This window comes from Saccharopolyspora hordei (genome assembly GCF_013410345.1).
GTDB lineage: Bacteria > Actinomycetota > Actinomycetes > Mycobacteriales > Pseudonocardiaceae > Saccharopolyspora > Saccharopolyspora hordei.
In genome coordinates, this window is the sequence record NZ_JACCFJ010000001.1 from 4,945,001 (window position 1) to 4,969,203 (window position 24,203).

The window sequence follows — 24,203 nt, forward strand, 5'->3', positions numbered from 1 at the left end:
GCCGGTGTGAAAGAGCACACGATCGAAGGACGGTCGCGACGGAGCAGCCGGACGAGACCCCCGAGGACCCGGTGCACCTGCGCGCCGACGTCGACGTGCACCACGGACAGCTTCAGGTCCTGCAGGGCCGCGTGGCCCTCCAGCTCCTTGTCCAGGCGGATGCCGCGCACGGACGCTTCCTCGCCGTCGGCCGCCGGCGCCACCGACACACCGCCCGTCGGGGAGGCCTCCGAGGTCATGTCGCACGGGCTGTCCCACGCCGCGCCGCGCAGCAGGACCAGGCGGTGCGCCCAGGCGGCGGGGACGTTCACCCCGACGTTGTGCTCCAGCAGCTCGGCGCTGCGCGGGCACGGCTCCACCGCGACGACCGCCCCGCTGTTGCCGAGACGGCTGAGCACCCGCACCGCCTGGTAGCCGACGTAGGCCCCGATGTCGAGGAAGATCCCGTCCGGCTCCAGCAGGGAGTCGATCAGTGCGGAGGTGTCGGCGTCCCAGGTGGGGTTCGACGACAGCCACGGGAGCATGAAGCTGTCGTCGGCCGGCAGGCGGAGCAGGCCCGCGTCGCAGAGCACCGGTGTCGTGGTGCCGTCCCCGGCCCCGGTGTTGCGCTCGTGCTCGCGCAGCAAGATCCGCTGCAGCACGTCGGTCCGCTGCAGGGCGTTCACCGCGTCGGTGGAGGCCGCGCGCACGGCGGCCTCGACGTCCGGGTCGGTGGCACGGCGCTGCTCCAGCGCGTCCATCCGGTCGAGCATGCGCTCGACCGCGCTGGTCAGGCTGTCCAGGCGCTCCGCGAGGGCGTCCACCCGGCGGTCGACGTCGCGACCCTCCAGCTCGCGGAGGCGGCGGTGCTGCTCCGCCAGGTCGGCGCGGGCCCGGACCACGCCGTCCTCGGTGCCCACGAGCTGGGCGCTGAGCTGCTCCTGGCGCTGGGCGAGCTGGACGAGCTCGGCGCGCACCTGCTCGGCGTCGCCGTCGCCGTCCGCCTCGTACTGGCGGCGCAGCAGCTCGGACGCGGTCTGCTCGACACCGTCGACCAGCGAGCGCAGGACGTCGCGGATGTGCTCGTCGTAGTGGCTGAGCGCCTTGAGCACCGCCTTGCGCAGGGCCGGGGCCATCGCGTTGCGGCCGCCCACCCCGGTGTCCGGGGCGCGGTGCAGCGCGTGGCGGGCCACCAGGAGGGGACGCAGCGGGTCGTCGTACTGGCCGTGGCCACCGGTCGACCACTTCGTCCGCCAGGTGCGGTAGGCGTGCTCGACCCGCTCGCGCAGCCGCGCACCGGCGCGGGTCGCGGTGTGCGTGGCGAGCAGGTGCTCCCGCGCCGCGGCGCCGAACGCGGCTGTCGCCGAGACGTCGTCTGCCGCCTGGCGCAGCAGCTCCGCCGCGGCGTCGACGTCGGGTTCCCCCGGGCCCTGGCAGAGCACGAGGCGGGCTCCGTCGGCGCCGAAGACCTCGGCCACGGCGCCGTGGTCGGCGGCGATCACCGGGACACCGCGCGCGGCGACCTCGAGCAGCCGCACGACGTGGGCGTCGGTCGCGCCGCCGCGGTGCAGCGAGACGAAGCAGTCGGACGCCGACACCAGGGCGTCGAGGTCGGGCTCGTGCTCGATGAGCTGGACGCGCGGGTCGGCCGCGGTGGCCAGGCGGAGCCGCTCGGCCGCTTCCGGGAACTCCTCCGCGCCGGTCACGTCGACCAGCAGGCGGACGTCGTCGCGCTCCGGGAACGCGACGCGGAAGGCGCTGACCACGCCCAGCGCGTTGTCCGCGCGCTCCGCGGAGTGGTCGGCGCAGGTCGCGACGACGAACTCGTCGGAGAGCCCGAGCCGGGCGCGGGCGCCCTTGCGCGTCGGCAGGTCCACCGGTTCCCGCTCGGGGGCGGGCAGCGTGATCACCCGCGTCGTCGCTCCGGCGCGCCGGGCCGCCGCCCGGCTGCTCTCGGAGAGCACCCAGGTCTCGGCGGCGTCGTCGGAGCCGGCCGAGCCCGCGCGCACGTCGATCACGTACCGGCCGGCCGGCACCGCCAGGCCGGGGGCGCAGCGCAGGACGACCGGGTAGTAGGCGGTGTCCGCGGACGGCAGGCCCGACGCGCGGACCGCCTCCCGCACCAGGTCGGCGAGCGGGCCGTCCCCCAGCACCGCGACCCCGAGCTGGTCCACCAGGGCCGCCTGGTGGTCGACCCGGCGGTGCACCGCCTCGGCCGGGACGCGGCCGCTGGCCACCCCGACGCCGACGCACCACTCGTGGAACGCCTCGGCGTCGGCGCCGAACGGGTCCGGGTAGTCGCGGCGCAGCACCGGGTCGTCCGCCCACACCGCCGCGGTCCAGCGGGAACCGCCCGCGGCGCGCTGCTGGTCGTCGGCCGGGGCGCAGGCCCACTCCTGGAACTCCGGCAGCGCGTCCGGCTCGAACGGGCTCGGCGGAGCGGTGCCGTCCAGCCACGCGGCGAGGTACTCGCGGCGCAGGGCCTCCGGGATCACCGCGCCGTCGGGCAGCGCGGCGAACGGGTACGGCTCCTCGCGGGTGTACCCGGCCTCCACCAGCGCGTTCCGGTAGTTCGCGCACAGCCCGGCGAGCGTCTGGTGCTCGGACAGCAGGACGCGCGGCCGGTCGGCGTAGGTCGTGGACAGCAGCCACGGCCGCTGCGGCTGGAAGCCGTCGAAGTGCACGCTGCGCAGCGCGACACCGTCGACCGTGTACCGACCGTCGCTGGTGACGGCGAGCTCGCGCTGGGCCGCGTTCCACACCGACAGCCCCACGCCGGGGTCGCGGATGACCTCGTGGTCGACCAGCGCGGGCGCGTCGTCGAGCACCGGGGTGGTCATCGTCGGGTCGCTGCGCAGCTGCTCCGCCCAGGTCTCGAGCAGCTGCTCGGCGCCGGGGCGGACCGCGAAGACGCTCGGGTCGAAGGTGCCCGACTCGGCCAGGTCCGCCGGGCTCGGGCGCAGGCCGTCCACGGCCAGCGGGCGCAGCACGCGCGGCACCAGCGCGACCGGGCGTTCCGGGCCCAGGCCGGCGAGCAGGTCGTCGAAGCGGCCGAAGACCTGCACCGTCGGTTCGAAGTACACCGTGGTGTGCTCGGTCTTCAGCAGGTGCTGCAGGAAGAGCGGGCGCAGCACGTTGCGCAGCTGCTCGGCGGTGCACCCGGCGGCCAGCCGGGCGAACTCCTGCAGGTCGATGCCGATGTCGGCGACCGAGAGCGCGTCCGGCTCCACCGCCCGCCCCGGCTGGTCCACCACCAGCAGCGCGAACCGCGCGTCCGGGTGGTGGCGGCGGAAGGTGTCCCGCAGGACCCGGGCGGCCGGGAGCTGGTCCGGGCAGGCCACGGTGCACCCGAGCAGCGTGCCCACCACCGGTTCGTCCGGCGACTCCGTCGGCCACTCCGGCTCGAACAGCTCCGCCGACTGCTCCAGGACACCGGACTGCAGGGAGGACTCCGCCTCGGGGGTCTCGGCGCTGACCGACTCGTGCTTCGCCTGCGATTCAGTCACGGCCGCAACCTATCGCTACCGGAGCACCACGACGAAGCCCAACCCCACCCGCCAACGACGCACCGGGAGCACCCCGTGCGCTCCACGCCGCAGACCGCTGCCCACCGGGGCGTCCCGGCAGGCAGCGGCGGTGTCAGAGCATCGGCAGGAGCGTGCGCAGCTCGTAGGGCGTGACGCGGCTGCGGTAGGCGTTCCACTCGTCCCGCTTGTTGCGCAGGAAGAAGTCGAAGACGTGCTCGCCGAGGGTCTCGGCGACCAGCTCCGAGGACTCCATCTCGCTCAGCGCCTCGTTGAGGTTCTGCGGCAGGTTGGCGTAGCCGGCGGCCCTGCGCTCCCGCTCGGTCAGGCTCCACACGTCGTCCTCGGTGGCCGGGGGCAGCTCGTAGCCCTTGTCGACCCCGCGCAGGCCCGCGGCGAGGATCACCGAGTAGGCCAGGTACGGGTTGCAGGCCGAGTCCAGGCTGCGCACCTCGACCCGGCGGGAGGAGGCCTTGCCGGGCGAGTACATCGGCACCCGGACCAGGGCCGAGCGGTTCGCGTGGCCCCAGCACACCGCCGTCGGGGCCTCGCCGCCGACGACCAGCCGCTTGTAGGAGTTGACCCACTGGTTGGTCACGGCGCTGATCTCGCGGGCGTGGTGCAGGATGCCGGCCACGAACGCGCGGCCGATGTCGGAGAGCTCGTAGGGGTTCTCCGGGTGGTAGAAGGCGTTCTGGTCGCCCTCGAAGAGGCTGAAGTGGGTGTGCATGCCGGAGCCGGGCTGCTCGCTGAACGGCTTCGGCATGAAGGAGGCGCGCACGCCCTGGGTGAGCGCGACCTCCTTGACCACGTAGCGGAAGGTCATCACGTTGTCGGCCATGGTCAGCGCGTCCGCGTAGCGCAGGTCGATCTCCTGCTGGCCGGGCGCGCCCTCGTGGTGGCTGAACTCCACCGAGATGCCCATGGCCTCCAGCGTCTCGATGGCGTTGCGCCGGAAGTGCGGGGCGGTGTCGTGGCTGGACTGGTCGAAGTAGCCGCCGGAGTCGGCCGCCACCGGCTCGGAGCCGTCGTCCGGCAGGTTCTTGAGCAGGAAGAACTCGATCTCCGGGTGGACGTAGCAGGTGAAGCCCGATTCGGTGGCGCGGGCGAGGGTCCGGCGCAGCACGTGGCGCGGGTCCGACCAGCACGGGGAACCGTCGGGCATGTGGATGTCGCAGAACATCCGGGCCGAGTAGTGCTCGCCGTCGGGGGTCTCCCAGGGCAGCACCTGGAAGGTGGCGGGGTCCGGCTTGGCGACCATGTCCGACTCGTAGACCCGGGCGAAGCCCTCGATGGCCGAGCCGTCGAACCCGATGCCCTCGGCGAAGGCGCCTTCCAGCTCGGCCGGCGAGATCGCCACCGACTTGAGCATGCCGAGGACGTCGGTGAACCACAGCCGCACGAAGCGGATGTCACGTTCCTCCAAGGTGCGGAGCACGAACTCCTGCTGGCGGTTCATGCACGCAGCCTAAGTTCTCCCCGCCCGGATCGCGTAACTGGTCCATGAACGTCGGGTCACCCGAACCCGACGAGCGCGATCATCGGGGGCAGCACGAGCGCGATCAGCACCGCGCCGGCGACGTCGAACACCGCGCCGGAGCGGATCATCTTGGTGATCGGCACCGCGCCCGAGCCGTAGACCACCGCGTTCTGCGGGGTGGACACCGGCAGCATGAACCCGAACGAGGCCGCGAAGGTGGCGGCCAGGGCGGGCACGAACGGGTTGACGCCGGCCGCGACGGCGATCGGGATCACGATGGGCACCACCACGGCCGCGGAGGCGGTGTTCGAGGTGGTCTCGGAGATGAGCACCGCCAGCGCGATGGCGAAGACGGTGATCGCGATGACGCTGGAGAAGCCCAGCGCGTTGGCCGCGCCCTGGCCGATGGTCTGGGCGAGCTCGGTGTCGGCGAGCAGCGAGCCGAAGATGATGCCGGTGCCGAACAGCACCACGGTGCCCCAGTCGATGCGGCTGGCCTCGGTCCAGGTGAGCGTGAAGCGCCGCTTGGACCAGTCGGTGGGCAGCAGGAACAGCAGCGACGCCCCGAGCACCGCCACGATGCCCTCGTCCAGCCGGTCGCTGACCAGGTCGTAGGCAGTCGAGTCGTTGCCGACCACCAGCGCCACCACGCCCGGCGTCACCCACAGCACGACGGTGGTGGTGAAGGCGATGAGCGTGTTCTTCTCGGCCCGCGAGAACGTGCCGAGCTTGGCGCGCTCGCCGGCGACGTACTCCTCGACGCCGGTCAGCCGGTTGATCTCCGGCCGGTTGAGCAGCAGCATGACCCCGGCCAGCACGAGGAACATGAGCACGCAGACCGGGGCGGCCATGGCCATCCACTGCAGGAACGAGACGCGCTGGCCGGTGGCCTCCTCGATCAGCCCGCGGCCGATGAGGTTGGGCGGCGAGCCGATCGGGGTGAGCAGGCCGCCGACGCTGGCGCCGTAGGCGAGCATGAGCATCAGCGCCACGCCGACGCGCAGCCGCAGCGGGTCGAACGGGGCGCCCTCGGGCAGCTCCGCGCGGACCAGCTCGGCGATGACCGCCAGGATGCCGACGGCGGTGGGCAGCAGCATCGCCACGGTCGCGGTGTTGGACACCACCGAGGACAGCAGGCAGGTGACCACGCCGAAGGCGATGATCACCCGCGCGGCGCTGCGGCCCACGCCCGGCAGGGACAGGATCGTGAAGGCGAAGCGCCTGGCCAGGCCGTGGCGCAGCATCGCCTGGGCGAGGATGAACGCCCCGATGAAGGTGAACACGGTGGAGGACCCGAACGGGGCCAGCACGTCGTCGGGCGGCATCACGCCGAGGACCACCACCGCGCCGACGCCGAGGAGCCCGCCGACCGGGATCGGCACCGGCTCGCAGACCCACAGCACGATGACGCCGAGGAGCACCGCGGCGAGCCGGTGCTGGGCCGTTTCGAGCTGGGTGGGCAGCAGCAGGACGAGGACGGTCAGCGCCGGGGCCAGGAACAACCCGGTGGTGCGGCGGATCCGCTCGAACCGCTCCTCCGCTGGGGAGAGGACCTGCTCGCCCAGTCCCCGGTAGGTGCTGCCGGACAGCAGCACCGACGTCACGCTCTGCTCGTCGCTCTCGCGCCCACCGTCCGCTCTGTCCATCCTCGAACCATAGGCGCACTGTGACGCAGTTCACCACCGGCCGCTCGGCTGCCCCGGTGCTCGACTGCGGCGCCACTCGGTGCGAAACGGCCGGGGAGGCGCCCGAGCGGGCACGTCCCCGGCGCGAGGTCACTTCGCCGCGCAGCGGGCCCCGTCCGCGGGCAGGGCCAGGTCGACCAGGTACCTCGTGCCCACGTCGTCGACGCAGGTGACGCCCTGGAGGAACACCGTGTGCTGGGTGCCCTCGTAGGTCAGCAGGTGCGCGTGCAGGGCCTCGGCCAGCTTGACACCCGCCTCGTAGGGCGTCGCCGGGTCGCCCGTCGTCGAGATCACCAGCACCGGCGGCAGGTGGTCGACGTTCGGTTCGGTCGGGTCGCCGGTGACCGGGACCGGCCAGAACGCGCACATGTCGCGCGCCGCGCTCGGCGGGTTGCCGTCGTCGAGGAACGGCGCCGCCTCGCGGTAGCGGCGGTCGGCCTCCCGGCGCTGCTCCGGGTCCATGACGCGCTGGTCGTCCACGCAGTGCACGGCGTCGAACGCGTCGTTGGTGTTGGCGTAGCGCCCGTTCTGGTCGCGGTTGAAGTAGCTGTCCGCGAGCGCCAGCAGGGTCCGTCCGCTGCCCTGGCGCAGCTCGGCGAGCCCGCTGTCCAGCTGCTCCCAGAGGCTCGGCGCGTACAGCGCCTGGATGGCCCCCATGGTGGCGTCCGTGTAGGACAGCTGGCGGCCGTCCCCGGCGCGCGCCGGGTGCTCCACCAGCGGGCGGGTGATCTGCTGGAACTGCGCCACCGCGGCCTTCGGGTCGTGGCCGAGCGAGCACTGCTGGCGGGCCGCGCACCAGGCCGCGAAGTCGTCGAAGGCGCGCTGGAAGCCCGCGCCCTGCGCGACCAGCTGGTCGACGGCGGACTGGCCCGGCTCGATCGCGCCGTCGAGCACCATGGCCCGCACGTTGCCGGAGAACTGCTCGGCGTACTCCGCACCGATCCGGGTGCCGTAGGAGTAGCCGAGGAAGGTGAGCTTCTCGTCGCCGAGCGCCGAGCGGAGCACGTCCATGTCCTTGGCGACCTCCCGGGTGCCGACGTTGGCCAGCAGCTCGGGGTTGGTGCGCTCGGCGCACTTGCGCGCGTAGTCGCGCTCCTCCTGCTCGGTCTCGGCGACCCCGCGCGGCGAGGTGTCCGCGTCGGAGTCCAGCCGCCGGGCGTCGCGCTCCTGGTCGGTCAGGCAGCGCACCGGCGGCTCGGAGGCGCCGACGCCGCGCGGGTCGAAGCCGATGATGTCGAACCGCGCGCCCAGCTCGGAGTTCCGCAGCGACCCGGCCAGGCTCGCCACGGTGCTCATCCCGGACGCCCCCGGGCCGCCGGGGTTGAGCTGCAGTGACCCGATCTTCTGCGCCGGGTCGGCGGCCGGGCTGCGGAGCACGCCGAGCGTGATCACCTCGCCCTGCGGGTCCGCGTAGTCCAGCGGGACCTCCAGGCGCGCGCACTCGAGGCCGGGGTCGGCGAAGGACGCCCGGTCGCTCTCGGTCTGGGCGTACGGCGCGCACGGCCCCCAGTCCAGCGGTTGCCCGTAGTACCGCTCCAAGCCCGGTGGGACGGGTCCGACGGGGCCCTTCTGCTCGGTGTGCGGCTGCAGCGGCGGAGGCCCCTGCTCCGGCGCGCTGCACGCGGCGGCACCCAGCACTGCGAACGCGGAAAGCACGGTCAGTAGGCGGTTCACCACAGGATGGTGACATGCGTCGGCGGGTGTGACTCGTCCTGGGCGGGAGGACACCGCCCGGTCGGGTGCGGGAAGATGGGCGCATGCCCCAGTTGCGCATCGCACTCGCCCAGGTCAACGCATGCGTCGGTGACGTCGCCGGGAACAGCTCCATGGTCGTGGAGTGGACCCGCCGCGCGGTGCAGGAGGGCGCCCACCTGGTCGCCTTCCCCGAGATGGTGCTGTCCGGTTACCCGGTCGAGGACCTCGCGCTGCGCCGGTCCTTCGCCGCGGCCAACCTCGCCGAGGTCGAGCGGCTGGCCCGCCGGTTGCTGGACGAGGGGTGCGGTGACGCGCTGGTGGTCGTCGGGCACCTCGGCCGCGACGACCAGGGGCCGCGCAACTCGGCGTCGCTGCTCCACGGCGGCGAGGTCGTGGCGACCTACCACAAGCACCACCTGCCGAACTACGGCGTGTTCGACGAGGCCCGCTACTTCGCGCCCGGTTTCGACCTGCCGATCGTGCGGTTCCACGGGCTCGACGTCGGCGTGGTGATCTGCGAGGACATCTGGCAGAACGGCGGGCCGGTGGCCGCGCTGGGCGAGGTCGGCGTCGACCTGGTGGTGTGCCTCAACGGCTCGCCGTACGAGCGGGCCAAGGACGACCTGCGCACCCCGCTGGTCGTGCGGCGGGCCGCGGAGGCCGGTGCCCCGCTGGCCTACGTGAACCTGGTCGGTGCGCAGGACGAGCTGGTCTTCGACGGCGACTCGATGATCGCCGCGGCGGACGGCGAGATCCTCACGCGCGCGCCGCAGTTCTCCGAGCACCTGGTGCTGCAGGACCTCGACCTGACCGCCGGCGGGTACACCTCGACGACGGTGTCCAGCGACAGCGAGCCCGGCCCGATGCGGCTGCCCGCCTTCGACGTGCAGCGGATCGTCGTGCAGCCCGACCCGCTGCCGCCGTACGAGCCGCTGCCGCCCGCTCCCCCGGCCGAGCCGCTGGACGACGAGGCCGAGGTGTGGGGCGCGCTGGTCACCGGGCTGCGGGACTACGTGCACAAGAACGGCTTCCGCTCGGTGACCTTCGGGTTCTCCGGTGGCATCGACTCGGCCGTCGTCGCGGCGCTGGCGGTCGACGCGCTCGGCGCGGACGCGGTGCACGGGGTCTCGATGCCGTCGCACTACTCCTCGGAGCACTCGCGGTCCGACGCCGCCGAGCTGGCGAAGCGCCTCGGCTGCCACTTCGAGGTCCAGCCGATCGCCGACATGGTCGACGTGTACGTGCGGCAGCTGGGCCTGACCGGGCTGGCCGAGGAGAACGTGCAGGCCCGCGCCCGCGGCGTGCTGCTCATGGCGCTGTCCAACCAGCGCGGGCACCTGGTGCTGGCGACCGGGAACAAGACCGAGCTGGCGGTGGGCTACTCGACCATCTACGGCGACGCGGTGGGCGCCTTCGCGCCGATCAAGGACGTGCCGAAGACGCTGGTGTGGAAGCTGGCGAAGTGGCGCAACGCGGACGCCGAGAAGCGCGGCGAGGTGCCGCCGATCCCGGAGAACTCGATCACCAAGCCGCCGTCGGCGGAGCTGCGGCCGGGCCAGGTGGACCAGGACTCGCTGCCCGAGTACGACGTGCTCGACGTGGTGCTGGACGGCTACGTGGAGGGCGACAAGGGCTACGCGGACCTGATCTCCGACGGCTTCGACGCCGAGCTGGTGGAGCGGGTGCTGCAGATGGTGGACCGCGCCGAGTACAAGCGGCGGCAGTACCCGCCGGGGACGAAGATCACGTTCAAGGCGTTCGGCCGGGACCGGCGGCTGCCGCTGACCAACCGCTGGCGCGAAGTCGCGCCGTGACCCCGCGGCCCCGCCCCGGCGCCCGGTGTGCGCGGTGCCGCCGCGACTCCAGTGGGAGTCGGGCCCTGGTCCCCGTTGTGGTCGCGGACCGTCGGCACGACGCCGCCGGACACGCCGACGGTGTGCCGGGTGGACCGGGACCTCGAGGGGAGTGGGGCGGCTGATCCCCACCGGGATCGCGCCCGTCGGCGCGGGGTCGATCGAAGGAGGGACGTCGGGTGTGGGCCGTGCACGCGTTGTGCACCGGGGACGGGCGTCTGGTGCTGTGGGCGGAGGACTCCGAGCTCCCGGCACGGGTCCCCGGGCGCGCGCCGCGCGGTCCGCTGGCGCACCCCTTCGCCGTCGCCGGTGAGGCGCTGCGCGACGGCCTGGGCGCGGAGCGGTCCGAGGTCGTCGCCACCCACGTCCAGCTGCCGTCCTACGCCTCCGCACCGGTCCCGTCCCCGGAACTGGTCCGGGACCCGCTGACCGCCGGTCCCACGCCGCGCGGGAAGCTCCGGCTGCGCGAGTGGGTGGTCCCCGCCGTGTCCTGCCACCCGGCCGAGGTGGCCGAGCTGCTCGACGAGGGCGGGCCCGGCTGCCGGTTCGGGGCGTCGGCGCGCTTCCTGCGCGGCCTCACCGAGTGGGCCGAGCAGCTGGTGTCGCGCGGGCGGGTGCTGCCCGCGCTGGTCGACGCCGACGGGGAGCCGACCGCGCGGTGGCGACCGGTGCTCTCCAGCACCGACTCGGCGCACTTCGTGGCACTGCGCGACGCGATGCCCCCGGCGTTCCGCTGCGCACGCGGCGACGCACCGGCCGAGGTGCTGCGCACCGCGGTGGAGGCGCTGGTCGACGGCCTCGTGCGCGGCCGGGTCGCGGACCTGGAGCCGGCCCACGGCCGGACCGCGGCGGCGGCGTGGCTGAGGGCGCTGACCGGGGACCCGCGGGTCGACGGCGCGGCGGGACGGCTCCGCGGGCTCGCGCGGGAGCTGGACGCCTGGCGGGCCAGCGGCGGCCAGGACAAGCCGGTGCGCACCTGCTTCCGGTTGCACGCACCCGAGGACGACGACGAGGACTGGTGCCTGGAGTTCCTGCTGCAGGCCGCGGACGACCCGAGCGTGCTGGTGCCGGCCAGCGAGGTGTGGCGCGCGCACGGCGGTGTCCTGCAGCGCTGGGTCGACGAGCCGGAGGAGCTGCTGCTGGCCGACCTCGGCGCGGCCAGCCGGATCGTCCCCGCGCTGGACGCGGCGCTGCGCGTGCCGCACCCGAGCGAGCTGCTGCTCGACGTCGACGGCGCCCACGAGTTCCTCACGCACGCGGCACTGCTGGACCAGGCGGGGTTCGGCGTGCTGCTGCCGTCCTGGTGGGGACGCCCCGAGCAGCTCGGGCTGAAGCTGACCGCGACCAGCACCGGGACCACGGGCGCGGTGACCAAGGAGTCCGGCGTCGGCCTGGCCGACCTGGTCGACTACCGCTGGGACCTGGCGCTGGGCACCGAGCAGCTGACCGAGGCGGAGCTGGAGGAGCTGGCCGCCGCGAAGGTCCCGCTGGTGCGGCTGCGCGGCCGGTGGGTGCGGCTCGACCGCGAGCGGCTCGCGGCCGGGCTGGCGTTCCTGGAGCGCTCCGGCAGCGGGCAGATGACCGCCGGCGACGTGCTGCTGCAGGCCGGACTGCCCGCCGAGGACGAGCAGCGGCCGATGCCGGTGGTGGAGGTCGACGCGCGGGGCTGGGTCGGCGACCTGCTGTCCGGCCAGCTCGAACAGCGCCTGGAACCGGTGGAGCCGCCCGCGGGGTTCACCGCGACGTTGCGGCCCTACCAGCAGCGCGGCCTGGCCTGGCTGGCGTTCCTGGACCGGCTCGGGCTGGGCGCCTGCCTCGCCGACGACATGGGCCTGGGCAAGACCGTGCAACTGCTGGCGCTGGAGGTGCTGGCGCGCGAGCGCGGTCCGCGCGGACCGACGCTGCTGGTGTGCCCGATGTCGGTGGTGGGCAACTGGCAGCGGGAGGCGGCCCGGTTCGCCCCGTCGCTGGCGGTGCACGTCCACCACGGCTCCGACCGGCTCACCGGCGAGGCCCTGCGGGAGGAGGTCGGCCGGTACGACCTGGTGATCACCACCTACCCGCTGGCCGCGCGGGACGCGGACGCGCTGCGCGAGGTCCGCTGGGACCGGGTGGTGCTCGACGAGGCGCAGAACGTCAAGAACAGCCGCTCCCGGCAGGCCCAGGCGGTGCGCGGGCTGTCCGCGCGGCAGCGGATCGCGCTGACCGGCACGCCGGTGGAGAACCGGCTGGCCGAGCTGTGGTCCATCCTGGACTTCGCCAACCCCGGGATGCTCGGTCCGCTGAGCACGTTCCGGGCGCGGTTCGCGGTGCCGATCGAGCGCGACGGCGACACCGAGGCGGCCGGGCGGCTGCGCCGCGTCACCGGCCCCTTCGTGCTGCGGCGGGTGAAGACCGATCCGGCGATCATCGACGACCTGCCGGACAAGGTCGAGATGAAGCAGCTGTGCAACCTCACCGCCGAGCAGGCCTCGCTGTACCAGGCGGTGGTGGACGACATGCTGGCGCGCATCGACGACAGCGAGGGCGTGGAGCGGCGCGGCCTGGTGCTGGCGACCATGTCGAAGCTCAAGCAGGTGTGCAACCACCCGGCGCAGCTGCTCGGCGACGGCTCCCCGCTGCCCGGCCGGTCCGGCAAGGTGGCGCGGCTGGAGGAGATCCTCGAGTCGGTGCTGGCCGAGGGCGACAAGGCGCTGTGCTTCACGCAGTTCGCGGGCTTCGCCGGGATGCTCGTGCCGCACCTGGCGGCCCGGTTCGACACCGAGGTGCTGCTGCTGCACGGCGGGACGCCGAAGCGGGAGCGCGACGAGCTGGTCCGCCGGTTCCAGGAGGCCGACGGCCCGGCGGTCTTCCTGCTCTCGCTCAAGGCCGGCGGGACCGGGTTGACGCTCACCGCCGCCAACCACGTCATCCACCTCGACCGGTGGTGGAACCCGGCGGTCGAGGACCAGGCCACCGACCGGGCGTTCCGCATCGGGCAGCGCCGGGACGTGCAGGTCCGCAAGCTGACCTGCATCGGCACCCTGGAGGAGAAGGTCGACCGGTTGATGGCGGACAAGAAGGCCCTGGCGCGGCTGGTGGTCGGGTCCGGCGAGAACTGGCTGACCGAGCTGTCCACCAGCCAGCTGCGCGAACTGGTGTCGCTGGAAGCGGAGGCCGTCGGTGAGTGAGCAGCGCGGGTTCTCCCGCTTCGGCAAGCCGATCCGCGTCGAGGGTGGGCTGAAGGCGCGCAGCACGCGCGGCGAGATCGCGCAGACCTGGTGGTCGCGCCGGTTCATCGAGGTGCTGGAGTCGTTCGGCATGGGCGGCCGGCTGCAGCGCGGCAAGAACTATGCGCGCTCCGGCCAGGTGCTGAACCTGACGCTGTCGACCAGCGTGGTCGTGGGACTGGTGCAGGGTTCCCGGCCGGAGCCGTACCGGGCGCGCATCGGTGTCAAGGCGCTCTCGGCGGAGCAGTGGGACCAGGTCGAGCGAGCGCTGGCCGGGCAAGCGCTGTACGCGGCGAAGCTGCTGGCCGGGGAGATGCCGGAGGACGTCGAGCAGATCTTCGCCGGACTGGGCCTGGAGCTGTTCCCGACGACCATGCGCGAGCTGACCATGGACTGCTCGTGCCCGGACTGGGAGATCCCGTGCAAGCACCTGGCCGCGACCTGCTACCTGCTGGCGGAGACCTTCGACGCCGACCCGTTCCAGATCCTCGCCTGGCGCGGCCGGTCCCGCGACGAGCTGCTGGACCGCTTGCGGGAGCTCCGCGGCACGGCGAGCGGCCCGGCCCCGGCGGACCCCGAGGACGCCGCGCCGCTGTCGGAGCACCTGGACACCTTCTGGACGGCACCCGAGCCCCCGGCCCCGCCGGCGGTCCCGGACGCCACGGCGCCGGACGCGCTGCTCGACGAGCTCGACCCGCTGCCGGTGGCGGTCGACGGTGAACCGGTGGTGGAGCTGCTGCGGCCCGCCTACCGCGCGATGACCCGACGACCCCTGTGATCGGCGCCACGGCGGGGCGGCGCCCTCACCGGTGCGGCACGACGCTCGCGCGGTGCGCACACGGGAGGGCGACCCACCCGCTCCTCGGTCCGATCGGCGCAGGTCAGAGCAGTGCCGACCGGACCGCAGGAGGGAGGTACCCCCAGCAACCCCCTTCCTGCGGTCCCACGCGCTCCCTGCTCTTGAGACGCTTCCGCGCGCGATCGGTTGCATCCTCCTTTTCACCGTTTTTCCCATCTTGATCACCCCCCGGTGATCACGTCCGGAACCGCTCCGCACTGGCCTTTCGCGCGCCGACGGGTTATGCATGTGCGGCGAAGATCGGAAAGGCGGGCGTCATGCGGTGGAAGCAGGTCGGCATCGGGATGGTCGTGGCCGGGGTCGTCGCGGCGAGCGCGTCGTGCACCTCGGCACCGGAGGCCCCGGAACCCCCGGCCGCCGCGAACCGGCTGGACGAGGTCGTGCAGCGCGGGGAACTGCGGGTGTGCAGCACCGGGGACTACCGGCCCTTCACCTACCGCGACCAGGCCGGCGAGTGGAGCGGCATCGACGTCGACATGGCGCGCGACCTGGCCGGCCGGCTCGGGGTGGAGGCCACCTTCGTGCCCACCACCTGGAAGACGCTGGTCGACGACTTCCGCGCCCGGTGCGACATCGCCGTCGGCGGGGTGTCGGTGACGCTGGAGCGCGCCCGGGAGGCGTTCTTCAGCGACGCCTACGTGGTGGACGGCAAGACGCCGATCACCCGCTGCGAGAACGCCGCCCGGTTCCAGACGCTGGAGCAGATCGACCAGCCCGGCGTCCGGGTCGTGGTGAACCCCGGCGGCACCAACGAGGAGTTCGCCCGGTCGCACCTCCAGCGGGCCACCATCGTCGACCACCCGGACAACAACACGATCTTCCAGGAGATCGTCGACGGCCGGGCCGACCTGATGATGACCGACGCCACCGAGACCCGGTGGCAGGCCAAGCAGCACCCCGAGCTGTGCTCGGTGCACCCGGACCAGCCGTTCACCTCCAGCGAGAAGGCCTACCTGCTGCCGCAGGGCGACGTGGTGTTCCAGCAGTACGTCGACCACTGGCTCGACCTCGCGATGCACGACGGCACCTACGCGCGCATCTCCGAGCCCTGGATCGGCTGACCGGACGGCGCGGTTCGTCCTGGCGGCGGGCCGGGGTGTGACGTTGCTCCGCGAGGTCTCGGCGGAGCCTGCAGGACCGTGCGACGCTGCTGGGTGCAACCATCCGCGACGACCCGGGGACCTGCCGAGCAGGCCTCGAGGGAACAGGACGGTCATGATGAGTGCTGCCCAGAACCAGGGCGAGACAGCCGCCCCGTACGGCTCCACCCCGACCCGGCGGCGGGTCCGCGTCCACCACCTCCAGCAGATGAAGGAGCGCGGCGAACCCTGGCCGATGCTCACCTCCTACGACATGTACACCGCGCGGATCTTCGACCAGGCCGGGATCCCGGTGCTGCTGGTCGGCGACTCGGCGGCCAACAACGTCTACGGCTACGAGTCCTCGCTGCCGGTGACCGTGGACGAGATGCTGCCGCTGGTCCGCGCCGTGACCCGCTCCGCCGAGCACGCGCTGGTGGTCGCCGACCTGCCGTTCGGCTCCTACCAGGCCTCGCCGGAGCAGGCGCTGGCCACCGCGACGCGGTTCATGAAGGAAGGCCGCGCGCACGCGGTCAAGCTCGAGGGCGGGCGGCGCTACGCCCCGCAGATCGAGGCGCTGGTCTCGGCCGGCATCCCGGTGATGGGCCACGTCGGCTTCACCCCGCAGAGCGAGCACGGCCTCGGCGGCTACCGGGTGCAGGGCCGCGGGGACGCGGCCGAGGAGCTGCTGGCCGACGCGCGGGCGGTGCAGGAGGCCGGCGCGTTCGCCGTGGTGCTGGAGATGGTGACGGCGGACGCGGCCAAGCGGGTCACCGCTGAGCTGCGCATCCCGACGGTCGGCATCGGCGCGGGCCCGGACTGCGACGCGCAGGTGCTGGTGTGGACGGACATGTCGGGCATGAACACCGGCCGCACCGCGCGGTTCGTCAAGCGGTACGCCGACGTGGGCGGTGTGCTCGCCGACGCGGCCACCCGCTTCGCCGAGGACGTGCGCAGCCGGTCCTTCCCCGCCGCGGAGCACTCCTTCAGCTGAGGGTGCGGGCGCGGGAGCCGGGCTCCCGCGCCCCCAGCCGCAGGCGAACCGGGCCCACGGTTCCTCGGTCGTCCGGCGCACCGCCTCGAGCTGGTCCAGGACCTCGTCCAGCCGCCCGGGATCGGCGATGGACGCCAGCACACCCCGGTAGAAGGCGTTGCGCATCGTCGCGGGCATCAGGTCGGAGGCGTCGAAGCACCGCGTGCCGTCCCCGCGGCGGATCTGGTCGACGATCCTCTCGTCGACCCCGCTGCCCGGGCGGGCGGCGTAGGCCCCCGGGCCCAGGTCGTCGATCGAGCAGACCCCGCTGCCCGGCTGCTCGACCCACACTCGCTGCCCCGCGCCGCCCGGAAGTCCAGGAACTGCCGCGCGGGCACGGAGTCCTCGAGCAGCACCGCCAAGTCCCCGGAGACGATCGACGGCCCGCCCGGTTCCGCGAACGGGACGAAGCCGACGTCCGGAGCGGACCAGGACGGGGGCAGCGGCTCGACCAGCCGCAGCAGCGCGACGTCCCGCGACCCGTCCTCGACGGAGCCGACGGGCTCGGTCGGCTTCGCGCGGTGCTCGCCCGGCTCGCCGAAGGGGAACACCACGCGCACCTCGTCGCGCTCGCCGACGACGTGCGCGCAGCTCACCACGAACTCGCCACCGAGCAGGACGCCCATCCCCAGCGGTCCGCGGTCGTCGAAGACCCGCAGGTGCGACCGCGCAAGCCCCGTCGAGCCCCCTTGGTCGAGCACAGCCCGACGGTACGGCAGCCGGTCGCCGGAGCGACCGGGATCACGCGCCGACCACTAGGCAGGCGGCGTGCCGTCGCCGAAGGGCTTGCCGCCCAAGGCTTCTCGGCCGTGCGGAGTGCGCCAACCGGACGAGTCCGGGCCGACCGGGACGATGCGCGTCGGGTTGATCTGGTCGTGCGTGGCGTAGTAGTGCCGCTTGATGTGGTCGAAGTCGACCGTGTCGCCGAAACCCGGCGTCTGGTAGAGGTCTCGCGCGTAGGCCCACAGCACCGGCATCTCGGTCAGCTTGTGCCGGTTGCACTTGAAGTGCCCGTGGTAGACCGCGTCGAAGCGGACCAGCGTGGTGAACAGCCGGACGTCGGCCTCGGTGATCGTGTCGCCGACGAGGTAGCGCTGGTTCGCCAACCGCTCGGACAGCCAGTCCAGGCGGGCGAAGAGCCGCTCGAAGGCCTCCTCGTAGGCCTGCTGCGAGGTGGCGAAGCCGCAGCGGTAGACGCCGTTGTTGACGTCGGCGTACACCAGCTCGTTGATCTCGTCGATCTCCGCGCGCAGGTGCTCGGGGTACAGCTGCGGGGCACCTTCGCGGTGGTGGGCGGCCCACTCCGTGGACAGGTCGAGGGTGATCTGCGGGTAGTCGTTGGTGACGACCTTGCGCTCGGCGACGTCCAGGATCGCCGGGACCGTGTACCGGCCGGAGAACTCCGGGTCGCTGGCGAGGTACGCCTCGGAGAGGAAGGAGATCCCGGTGACCGGGTCGCGGCCGTCCGGGTCGAGGGTGAACCGCCAGCCCCGCTCGTCGCGGACCGGGTCCACCACGCCCAGCGACAGCACGTCCTCCAGGCCCAGCAGCCGCCGCACGATGACCGACCGGTGGGCCCACGGGCAGGCCAGGCTGACCACCAGCCGGTACCGCCCCGGTTCCACCGGCCAGCCCGACGCCCCGTCGGCGGTGATCCGGTCGGTGAACCGGTTCGCCTGCCGCACCCACTCGCCCCGCCTCGACGTCTCCGCCTGGAACTGCGCCTCAGCCATGTCGCCACCCTAGGCCCAGGACCGCTCGCGCGGTCCGGGATCCCGCCGCGTCCCACCGAGTGGACGCCGCGACCACGCGGGGGTTCGCGCCGCGCATCCGGCGGCTTAGGGTGCGCGGCATGGACCTGGAGCTCTCCGGACGTTGCTTCATCGTCACCGGCGCCAGCAAAGGCCTCGGCTTCGCCACCGCCCGCGCGCTGGTCGACGAGGGAGCGCACGTCGTCGTCTCGTCCTCCTCGGAGGACAACACCGCCGCTGCCGTCGCCGAGCTCGGCGAGCGGGCCCGCGGGCTCGCCGCCGACCTCACCGACCCCGCCACGCCCCGCCGGCTGATCGCGTTCGCGCGGGAGCAGTTCGGGCGGCTCGACGGGCTGTTCGTCAGCCACGGCGGGCCGCCCGCCGGGATGCCGAGCGGGCTGGACGACGAGACGCTGCGCCGCGGGCTGGAGATCGCGACCATCGCGCCCGTCCGCATCGCCCGCGAGGTCGCCGCGGAGCTCGGTGACGGCGGCTCCGTCGTCGTGCTGACCTCGACCTCGGGCGCGGAGCCGCTCACCGGGCTGGCCAGCTCGAACGTCGCGCGCCCCGCCACGCAGGGCTTCGTCAAGGACCTGGCGAACGAGGTGGGTCCGCGGGGCGTGCGGGTCAACGCCCTGCTGCCCGGCCGCTTCGACACCGAGCGGGCCCGCGAGATCGCGGCGGCCGACCCGGGCGCGCAGGAGGCCGCCGAGCAGGCGGCCGCGCTGCGCCGCTCCGGCGACCCGGCCGAGCTCGCGGCGGTCGCGGCGTTCCTGCTCTCGCCCAAGGCGTCCTACGTCACCGGAGCCGCCTGGACCGTCGACGGCGGCCGCCGCGCCGAGATGTGACGCTGACGAAGAGTGACCTTCTCGAAGTGATGGGCACCTCCCGCCAACCCGGTCGGTGGGAGGTGCCCGGCACGCTTCACCTGATCAAGTGCAACGCCTCGCTCAGCCCGCACGCCTGGCGAGGACGTCGGCGTGGCAGGGCTTCGGGGCGCACCAGCAGCCCAGCGCCCGGCCGGACAGTTCGCCCTCGCGGAGCTTGCGCAGCAGCGCGGGCTGCTCGTCGAGCCACTGCTCGTAGTGCCGCACCATCGCCTCGCGGTCGACCTTGGCCTCCTTGAGGAACGGGCTGGCGAACTCCGACTCCGGCCAGGAGTGCCGCGGCCCGGCGTGCCCGACGTAGGTCAGCAGGCCCTTCTCCTGCAACCACGGCACCAGGTGCTTGTGCGGGCCGCCCTTGCGGACGTTGACCACGACCGTGTGGCCGTCGAGCACGGCGTCGGCCAGCTCCCGCTCGTCGTCGCTCCAGCAGCTCGCTTCGTCCGGCAGCACCGGCACCACCTCCGCAGCCCAGGGTGCCGCCGCGTCACCCGCCCGACAACGCCGGCTCACCCGGAGGGTGCGAGCTCAGACGTCGGTGATGCGCAGGCCCGCGTGGGCCTTGTACCGGCGGTTGATCGCGATGAGGTTCGCGGTGAACGCCTCCACCTGGTGGGCGTTGCGCAGGCGGCCGCCGTAGACACCGCGCACCCCGGGGATCGTGTCGGCCAGCGCGCGCACCACGTCGGTGGCCTCGCGGTCGTCGCCGAGCACCAGGACGTCCAGGTCCACGTGGCTGACGCTCAGGTCGGCCAGCGTCACCGCCGAGACGTGGTGGAACGCCGCGGTGACCCGCGAGTCCGGCAGCAGCTGCTCGGCCTGCTGCGCCGCGCTGCCCTCCGGCACCGGCAGCGCGAACGGGCCCTTCTTGTCGAAGCCCAGCGGGTTCACGCAGTCCACCACGATCTTGCCGGCCAGCTGCGGGGCCAGCGCCTGGAGCGTCTCCGCGTGGCCCTCCCACGGCAGCGCCGCGATCACGATGTCGGCGGCCGCCGCGCAGCCCGCGTTGTCCTGGCCGGTGACGTCCCCACCCGCCACCTCGACGATCTCCTTCGCCGCCTGCTGGGCGCGTTCGGCGCTGCGCGAGCCGATGACGACCTGGAGACCGGCCTGCGCCCACCGGATCGCCAACCCGCGGCCTTGCGCCCCGGTCCCGCCCAGGACCCCGATCGTCATCTCCCGCACGTCCGCCACCACTGGCCCCTTCCGTCGTCGTCGACCCCTCTGGGTCCACGATCGACCGCCGCGGCGGAATCCGCCACGGGGTGTGCGTCAAGCCACTTCGAAGACCACCTCGCGGCGGCCCGGGTCGGCCACCACCAACCGCACCCGCACCTGCTGGCCCTCGCCGAGCCCGTCCCCGGTGCACCGGGCGATGACCGGCGGGGCGGCCACGAAGACCTCCCCGGCCACGCCGTTGGCCGCGCGCAGCACGGTGGCCGGGAACTCCTCGCCCACCCGGGACACCAGCGACCACGCCTGCGCCTGGGCGATGCAGGCCCGCTCGACCTGGCCCGCGACGCGGTCGGAGCTGCCCATGGCCGAGGGCAGCTCCGCGAGCGAGTCGAGCACCCACCCGGGCACCTGCCGGTCCCGCGCCACCGCCAGGCAGACCTCCGTGCTGTAGCGGTCCACCAGACGCCGCAGCGGGGCCGTGACGTGCGCGTACGAGGCGCCGATGCCGGCGTGCTCGGCCTTCTCCGGGGCACCGTCGCCGAAGACGGTGTACCCGGCGCCGCGCAGCAGCCGGGTCGCCGCGACGTGCACCGCGAGCGCTTCCGGCCGGACCGGGTCCAGCCCCGCCAACGCCACCGCGGGCGGGAGGTCGACCGGCCACTCCACGCCGAGCCGGGCCGCCGAGCGGCGCAGACCGGCGACCGTCTCCGGCTCCGGGTCCGGCACCGTGCGCAGCACCCCGATGCCCGCGGACAGCATCATCTCCGCCGCGCACATGCCGGTGAGCAGCGAGACCTCCGCGTTCCACTCCTCCACCACCAGCCGCGGCCGCAGCACCAGGCGCCAGCCGCCCGTCCCGTCGGACTCCACCTGCTGCTCGGGCAGGCCGAGCTCGATCGCGCCGCGCCGCACCGCCTGCTCGCGGCGCAGCCGGCCGACGTCGGGCAGCAGCGCGATGGACGGGTGCGGGACGCCCAGTTCGAGCGCCCGCTGCACGCCCTCGTAGTCCAGCTGCGCCACCGACCGGACCAGCGCGCGGCGGAGGTCGACGCGCTCCGGCAGCCCGTCCGGGTCCAGGTCGATGGTCCACAGCACGGCCGGGCGGACCTGGCCCGGCAGCAGGCTCGCGGCGTCCTCGGACAACCGCGTCGGGTGCAGCGGGACGTTGCCGTCCGGGAGGTAGAGGGTCTGGCCGCGGCGCCGGGCCTCCCCGTCGAGCGCCCCGCCGGGAGGCACGAACGCCGCCACGTCGGCGATGGCGTAGTGGATCCGGTAGCCGCGGCGGCGCCGGCGGACCAGCACCGCCTGGTCCAGGTCCTTGGCACCCGGTGGGTCGACGGTGACCAGCGGCAGGTCGGTGGCGTCCACCCGGGGCCCGGTGCGGACGGGCTGCGCCACGGTCTGCTCGACCTCGGCCAGGGCGGCCGACGGGTAGTCCGCGGGCAAGCCCAGCTCGTCGCGGATCGCCGAGAAGTCCTGCGCGGCAGCGGTGACCCCGATGCCACCCGGTGGACCCTCCGGCGCCGCCACGAGGCTCAGTCCTCGCCGTCTTTCCAGCGCCGGTCGGCCTCGTCGGCCGCCTTCGTGCGCTCCTGGGCTATCTCCAGCGCACGGGCTGCGGTCTCCTGGTCCGGGTACGGCCCGAGGCGCTCAGCGGCCCGGCAGCCGGCCTTGGGCTCGACCTGCCGGTGCGTCAGACAGAAGTACCACCGTCCGCGGGGCATGCTTCGAGCCTCGCACGAGAGCGCGCACCTGTCACGCGTCGGGCACCGACTCGACCGGGATGTCCGAACGCCCCACCGCCCTCGACGGCGGTCACCACGCCGGCGGGGGCGGCGCGGCCGGGGTCGGGTGCGGACCGTCCGGGCCCTGCCGCGGGATCGGGTCCAGGCACGACACCAGCACCTGGTGGGACTCCGGGTGCTCGACCCGGCGCCCGTCGCGCATCCGGTACTCCAGCTCGCCGTCGTCGCCGACCTCCACGGTGCACCCGACCTCGGCCAGCTGGTCGTCGTCGAGGTCCACCAACCGCTCGTGACGGGACGGCACGACCCGGTAGACCGGCCACTCCAGGTGCCCGAACGCCTGGTGGAACTCGGCGAGCAGGTGGCTCATCTGCTGCTGCCACGGCAACGGCATGGCCTCGGCCAACGACCGCGGCAGCACCGCGTAGCCGGCGCTCACCCCCGGGCGCGGCTGGGAGAGGTAGTCGCCCAGCGGCGTGCTCGACGCGGGCGGACCGGACGGCCGCGGGATCGGGTCTGGCGTGAACATCGTGCACCCTTTCCGAGCAGTCGCGCGGACGCGGGCGGGCGGCAGCCCGGCCCGCTCCCCGAGGTCTTCGGGGCCCACGCGCTCTCAACGTCAGCAGGCCGCCGCCATTCTTACCTAACCCTGGGCACCGGCGGCAGGAGTCGCGGCCTGCTGGGGCGGCGTGTCGGCGGCCGGGCGGACCACCGTGGGCAGCAGCTCACCGCCGTCCCACAGCTGTTCGACCTCGACCGCTTCGCCCGGCTGCGGCGCGTGCAGCACCTTCTGGTCCCCCAGGTACAGCGCCACGTGGTGGATGCCGTGCGGGTCCCGTCCGTGCCCCCAGAAGACGAGGTCACCGGGCTGCGCCTGGTTCAGCGGCACGTGCATGCCGCCCTGGAAGTACTGCGTCTGCGAGTACTTCGGGATCTCCACCCCGGCGGCCCGCCACGCCTGCTGGGTCAGGCCGGAGCAGTCGAAGGCGTTCGGCCCGGCCGCGCCCCACACGTACGGCTTGCCCAGCTGCGCCTGCGCGAACCGGATCGCCTGCTCGGCCAGCACGCCCGCGCTCGGCAGCTCCTCGCAGCCGCTGAAGCCCGCGACGTCGCCCTCCACGCTCACCAGGTGCGCGGCCATCGGCTCCCACCGGTGGTAGCGCAGCGGGAACGCCGAGCGCTCGACCTTCTGCGCGGCGGTGCCGGGACGCATCTCCTCCCAGCCGGGCACCTGGAGCAGCACGTCGTAGAACTTGTTGATCGCGTAGTCGACGTCGGTGATCTGCTGCGGGCTCCCCCAGCCCATGGAGGGCCGCATCTGGAAGACGCCCAGCGAGTCCCGGTCACCGTGCCGGACGTTGGCCAGGTTCGACTCGGTCTTGCCCGCCTGGATGGCGATCTGCCAGGCCCGCGGCGGCAGCCCGCGCTGCTGGCCGATCTCGATGATGCGCTTGACGATGCCGAGGGACTCGTCGGACAGCGTCGCGGCGTCGCGCGCGCCGCGCTCCGCGCCGTCGCCCCACGGCCCGAGGCCCGCGCTGCAGGCGGACCAGCCCGCGCGCCCGCCGCCCCCGGACAGCAGCGCGGTCACCGCGCCGACGCCGACCAGACCTGCGAAACCCGCGAGCACGACGAACGCCACCACGAGCTTGCGCATGTCAGCCCTCCTTGTCGTACTGCGCCACGCGCCAGCCGGCCTCGGTGCGGACCACGGTCACCTGGAGCACGCCGATGTCGGTGGGCAGGCGCACCACCATCGCGCCCTCGGTCGCGCTGATCGCGGTGGCCGCGCCGGTGATCACGTTGCCCGCGTTGGCCGGGTCCACCGAGGCCATCTCGGTGAGGAACTCGTCGGTGGTGACCGGACGGAGCTTCGCCAGCCACTGCTGCTGGTCCACGCCGACGGGGTGGTCCACCCACGCCTTGCCCCACTCCTCGACGACGGCCAGCCCGGCCGGGTCGGGGGCGGTCTGCGGCGGCGGCTCCGCGGGCACCGAGATCGTCGGCGGCGCCGGGGTGCGGGTCGGCACGACGGCGGAGTGCGCGGGCGGCTCGCTCGTGGTGGCCGGCTCGGCCAGGTCCTGGCGCGGCGGTGGTTCGGGCAGCAGGAAGCCGATCAGCGTCGCCACGCCGGCGAGCACGACCGCCGCCGCGGCCAGGTGCTTGGGCGACCGCAGCGGCCAGCCCCACAACCTGCGGTACACCGCGGCGCGTCCGCGGTGCGTCCGGATGGGCATCAGGCCCCTCCCTT

19 protein-coding genes (1 of these 19 cut by a window edge) are annotated in these 24,203 nt (G+C 73.8%); 6 read left to right on the top strand and 13 right to left on the bottom strand.

What is annotated here, in order from left to right; all coding sequences use genetic code 11:
- The 4 genes from HNR68_RS22655 to HNR68_RS22670 all read right to left on the bottom strand — a co-directional run.
- Positions 1 to 3,485, bottom strand: partial view of an FkbM family methyltransferase gene (locus HNR68_RS22655; RefSeq protein WP_179723762.1) — the 5' portion only. 181 nt of this gene lie to the left of the window's left edge; the window shows 3,485 of its 3,666 coding nt (coding positions 1–3,485); its start codon is at positions 3,483 to 3,485; its stop codon lies off the left edge, out of view.
- A 133-nt stretch (positions 3,486 to 3,618) separates the two neighbouring features.
- Positions 3,619 to 4,962 (bottom strand): type I glutamate--ammonia ligase, encoded by a 1,344-nt coding sequence (glnA, locus tag HNR68_RS22660; protein ID WP_179723763.1) that lies wholly within the window; start codon positions 4,960 to 4,962, stop codon positions 3,619 to 3,621.
- Positions 4,963 to 5,018: 56 nt separating this feature from the next.
- On the bottom strand, positions 5,019 to 6,629 hold the full coding sequence (locus HNR68_RS22665; RefSeq protein WP_179723764.1) for an SLC13 family permease: 1,611 nt from the start codon (positions 6,627 to 6,629) through the stop codon (positions 5,019 to 5,021).
- Between the two features lie 129 nt (positions 6,630 to 6,758).
- Complete coding sequence (locus HNR68_RS22670; protein ID WP_179723765.1) at positions 6,759 to 8,342, bottom strand: alpha/beta fold hydrolase; 1,584 nt, start codon at positions 8,340 to 8,342, stop codon at positions 6,759 to 6,761.
- An 83-nt stretch (positions 8,343 to 8,425) separates the two neighbouring features.
- Here HNR68_RS22670 and HNR68_RS22675 point away from each other — a divergent pair, with 83 nt between their 5' ends.
- From HNR68_RS22675 to panB, 5 genes are all read left to right on the top strand, one after another.
- Complete coding sequence (locus HNR68_RS22675; protein WP_179723766.1) at positions 8,426 to 10,177, top strand: NAD+ synthase; 1,752 nt, start codon at positions 8,426 to 8,428, stop codon at positions 10,175 to 10,177.
- 218 nt (positions 10,178 to 10,395) lie between these two features.
- Positions 10,396 to 13,386: an SNF2-related protein gene (locus HNR68_RS22680; RefSeq protein ID WP_179723767.1), complete on the top strand. Its 2,991-nt coding sequence runs from the start codon at positions 10,396 to 10,398 to the stop codon at positions 13,384 to 13,386.
- A complete protein-coding gene (locus HNR68_RS22685; protein WP_179723768.1) occupies positions 13,379 to 14,203 on the top strand; it encodes an SWIM zinc finger family protein in 825 nt (274 codons plus the stop codon). Before HNR68_RS22680 ends, HNR68_RS22685 begins: the two co-directional genes overlap by 8 nt.
- Positions 14,204 to 14,541: 338 nt before the next feature.
- Positions 14,542 to 15,345, top strand: coding sequence for a transporter substrate-binding domain-containing protein (locus HNR68_RS22690; RefSeq protein ID WP_179723769.1), 804 nt, complete (start codon positions 14,542 to 14,544; stop codon positions 15,343 to 15,345).
- Positions 15,346 to 15,502: 157 nt separating this feature from the next.
- A complete protein-coding gene (panB, locus tag HNR68_RS22695) occupies positions 15,503 to 16,357 on the top strand; it encodes a 3-methyl-2-oxobutanoate hydroxymethyltransferase (protein ID WP_179723770.1) in 855 nt (284 codons plus the stop codon).
- Between the two features lie 176 nt (positions 16,358 to 16,533).
- Here panB and HNR68_RS22700 read toward each other — a convergent pair whose 3' ends face one another.
- Together HNR68_RS22700 and HNR68_RS22705 are read right to left on the bottom strand one after the other, a co-directional pair.
- On the bottom strand, positions 16,534 to 17,097 hold the full coding sequence (locus HNR68_RS22700) for a trypsin-like peptidase domain-containing protein (RefSeq protein ID WP_179723771.1): 564 nt from the start codon (positions 17,095 to 17,097) through the stop codon (positions 16,534 to 16,536).
- Between the two features lie 54 nt (positions 17,098 to 17,151).
- A complete protein-coding gene (locus HNR68_RS22705; protein ID WP_179723772.1) occupies positions 17,152 to 18,129 on the bottom strand; it encodes a glutathione S-transferase family protein in 978 nt (325 codons plus the stop codon).
- Between the two features lie 119 nt (positions 18,130 to 18,248).
- On the opposite strand from HNR68_RS22705, the gene HNR68_RS22710 reads away from it, so the two are divergent.
- Positions 18,249 to 18,995 carry an SDR family NAD(P)-dependent oxidoreductase gene (locus tag HNR68_RS22710; RefSeq protein ID WP_179723773.1) on the top strand — a complete coding sequence of 249 codons (747 nt, stop codon included), beginning with the start codon at positions 18,249 to 18,251 and terminating at the stop codon, positions 18,993 to 18,995.
- A 102-nt stretch (positions 18,996 to 19,097) separates the two neighbouring features.
- On the opposite strand, the gene HNR68_RS22715 is transcribed toward HNR68_RS22710, so the two are convergent.
- The 7 genes from HNR68_RS22715 to HNR68_RS22745 form a co-directional block, all read right to left on the bottom strand.
- Complete coding sequence (locus HNR68_RS22715) at positions 19,098 to 19,484, bottom strand: DUF4326 domain-containing protein (protein ID WP_179723774.1); 387 nt, start codon at positions 19,482 to 19,484, stop codon at positions 19,098 to 19,100.
- A 75-nt stretch (positions 19,485 to 19,559) separates the two neighbouring features.
- Positions 19,560 to 20,225, bottom strand: coding sequence for an NADPH-dependent F420 reductase (gene npdG, locus HNR68_RS22720; protein ID WP_179723775.1), 666 nt, complete (start codon positions 20,223 to 20,225; stop codon positions 19,560 to 19,562).
- A 78-nt stretch (positions 20,226 to 20,303) separates the two neighbouring features.
- Positions 20,304 to 21,737, bottom strand: coding sequence for an RNB domain-containing ribonuclease (locus HNR68_RS22725; protein WP_179723776.1), 1,434 nt, complete (start codon positions 21,735 to 21,737; stop codon positions 20,304 to 20,306).
- Between the two features lie 5 nt (positions 21,738 to 21,742).
- Complete coding sequence (locus HNR68_RS22730; protein WP_179723777.1) at positions 21,743 to 21,931, bottom strand: hypothetical protein; 189 nt, start codon at positions 21,929 to 21,931, stop codon at positions 21,743 to 21,745.
- Between the two features lie 91 nt (positions 21,932 to 22,022).
- Positions 22,023 to 22,481: a hypothetical protein gene (locus tag HNR68_RS22735; RefSeq protein WP_179723778.1), complete on the bottom strand. Its 459-nt coding sequence runs from the start codon at positions 22,479 to 22,481 to the stop codon at positions 22,023 to 22,025.
- A gap of 114 nt (positions 22,482 to 22,595) precedes the next feature.
- Positions 22,596 to 23,609: a C40 family peptidase gene (locus tag HNR68_RS22740; RefSeq protein ID WP_179723779.1), complete on the bottom strand. Its 1,014-nt coding sequence runs from the start codon at positions 23,607 to 23,609 to the stop codon at positions 22,596 to 22,598.
- A gap of 1 nt (position 23,610) precedes the next feature.
- Positions 23,611 to 24,189 carry a hypothetical protein gene (locus HNR68_RS22745; RefSeq protein WP_179723780.1) on the bottom strand — a complete coding sequence of 193 codons (579 nt, stop codon included), beginning with the start codon at positions 24,187 to 24,189 and terminating at the stop codon, positions 23,611 to 23,613.
- Positions 24,190 to 24,203: the final 14 nt, after the last annotated feature.

Excerpts from the sequence above, each read along its gene's own strand:
- HNR68_RS22735 (WP_179723778.1), bottom strand. The coding sequence starts at position 22,481 with ATGTTCACGCCAGACCCGATCCCGCGGCCGTCCGGTCCGCCCGCGTCG.
- HNR68_RS22740 (WP_179723779.1), bottom strand. The coding sequence starts at position 23,609 with ATGCGCAAGCTCGTGGTGGCGTTCGTCGTGCTCGCGGGTTTCGCAGGT.
- HNR68_RS22705 (WP_179723772.1), bottom strand. The coding sequence starts at position 18,129 with ATGGCTGAGGCGCAGTTCCAGGCGGAGACGTCGAGGCGGGGCGAGTGG.
- glnA (WP_179723763.1), bottom strand. The coding sequence starts at position 4,962 with ATGAACCGCCAGCAGGAGTTCGTGCTCCGCACCTTGGAGGAACGTGAC.
- HNR68_RS22710 (WP_179723773.1), top strand. The coding sequence starts at position 18,249 with ATGGACCTGGAGCTCTCCGGACGTTGCTTCATCGTCACCGGCGCCAGC.
- HNR68_RS22745 (WP_179723780.1), bottom strand. The coding sequence starts at position 24,189 with ATGCCCATCCGGACGCACCGCGGACGCGCCGCGGTGTACCGCAGGTTG.
- HNR68_RS22730 (WP_179723777.1), bottom strand. The coding sequence starts at position 21,931 with ATGCCCCGCGGACGGTGGTACTTCTGTCTGACGCACCGGCAGGTCGAG.
- panB (WP_179723770.1), top strand. The coding sequence starts at position 15,503 with ATGAGTGCTGCCCAGAACCAGGGCGAGACAGCCGCCCCGTACGGCTCC.
- HNR68_RS22675 (WP_179723766.1), top strand. The coding sequence starts at position 8,426 with ATGCCCCAGTTGCGCATCGCACTCGCCCAGGTCAACGCATGCGTCGGT.
- HNR68_RS22665 (WP_179723764.1), bottom strand. The coding sequence starts at position 6,629 with ATGGACAGAGCGGACGGTGGGCGCGAGAGCGACGAGCAGAGCGTGACG.
- HNR68_RS22690 (WP_179723769.1), top strand. The coding sequence starts at position 14,542 with ATGCGGTGGAAGCAGGTCGGCATCGGGATGGTCGTGGCCGGGGTCGTC.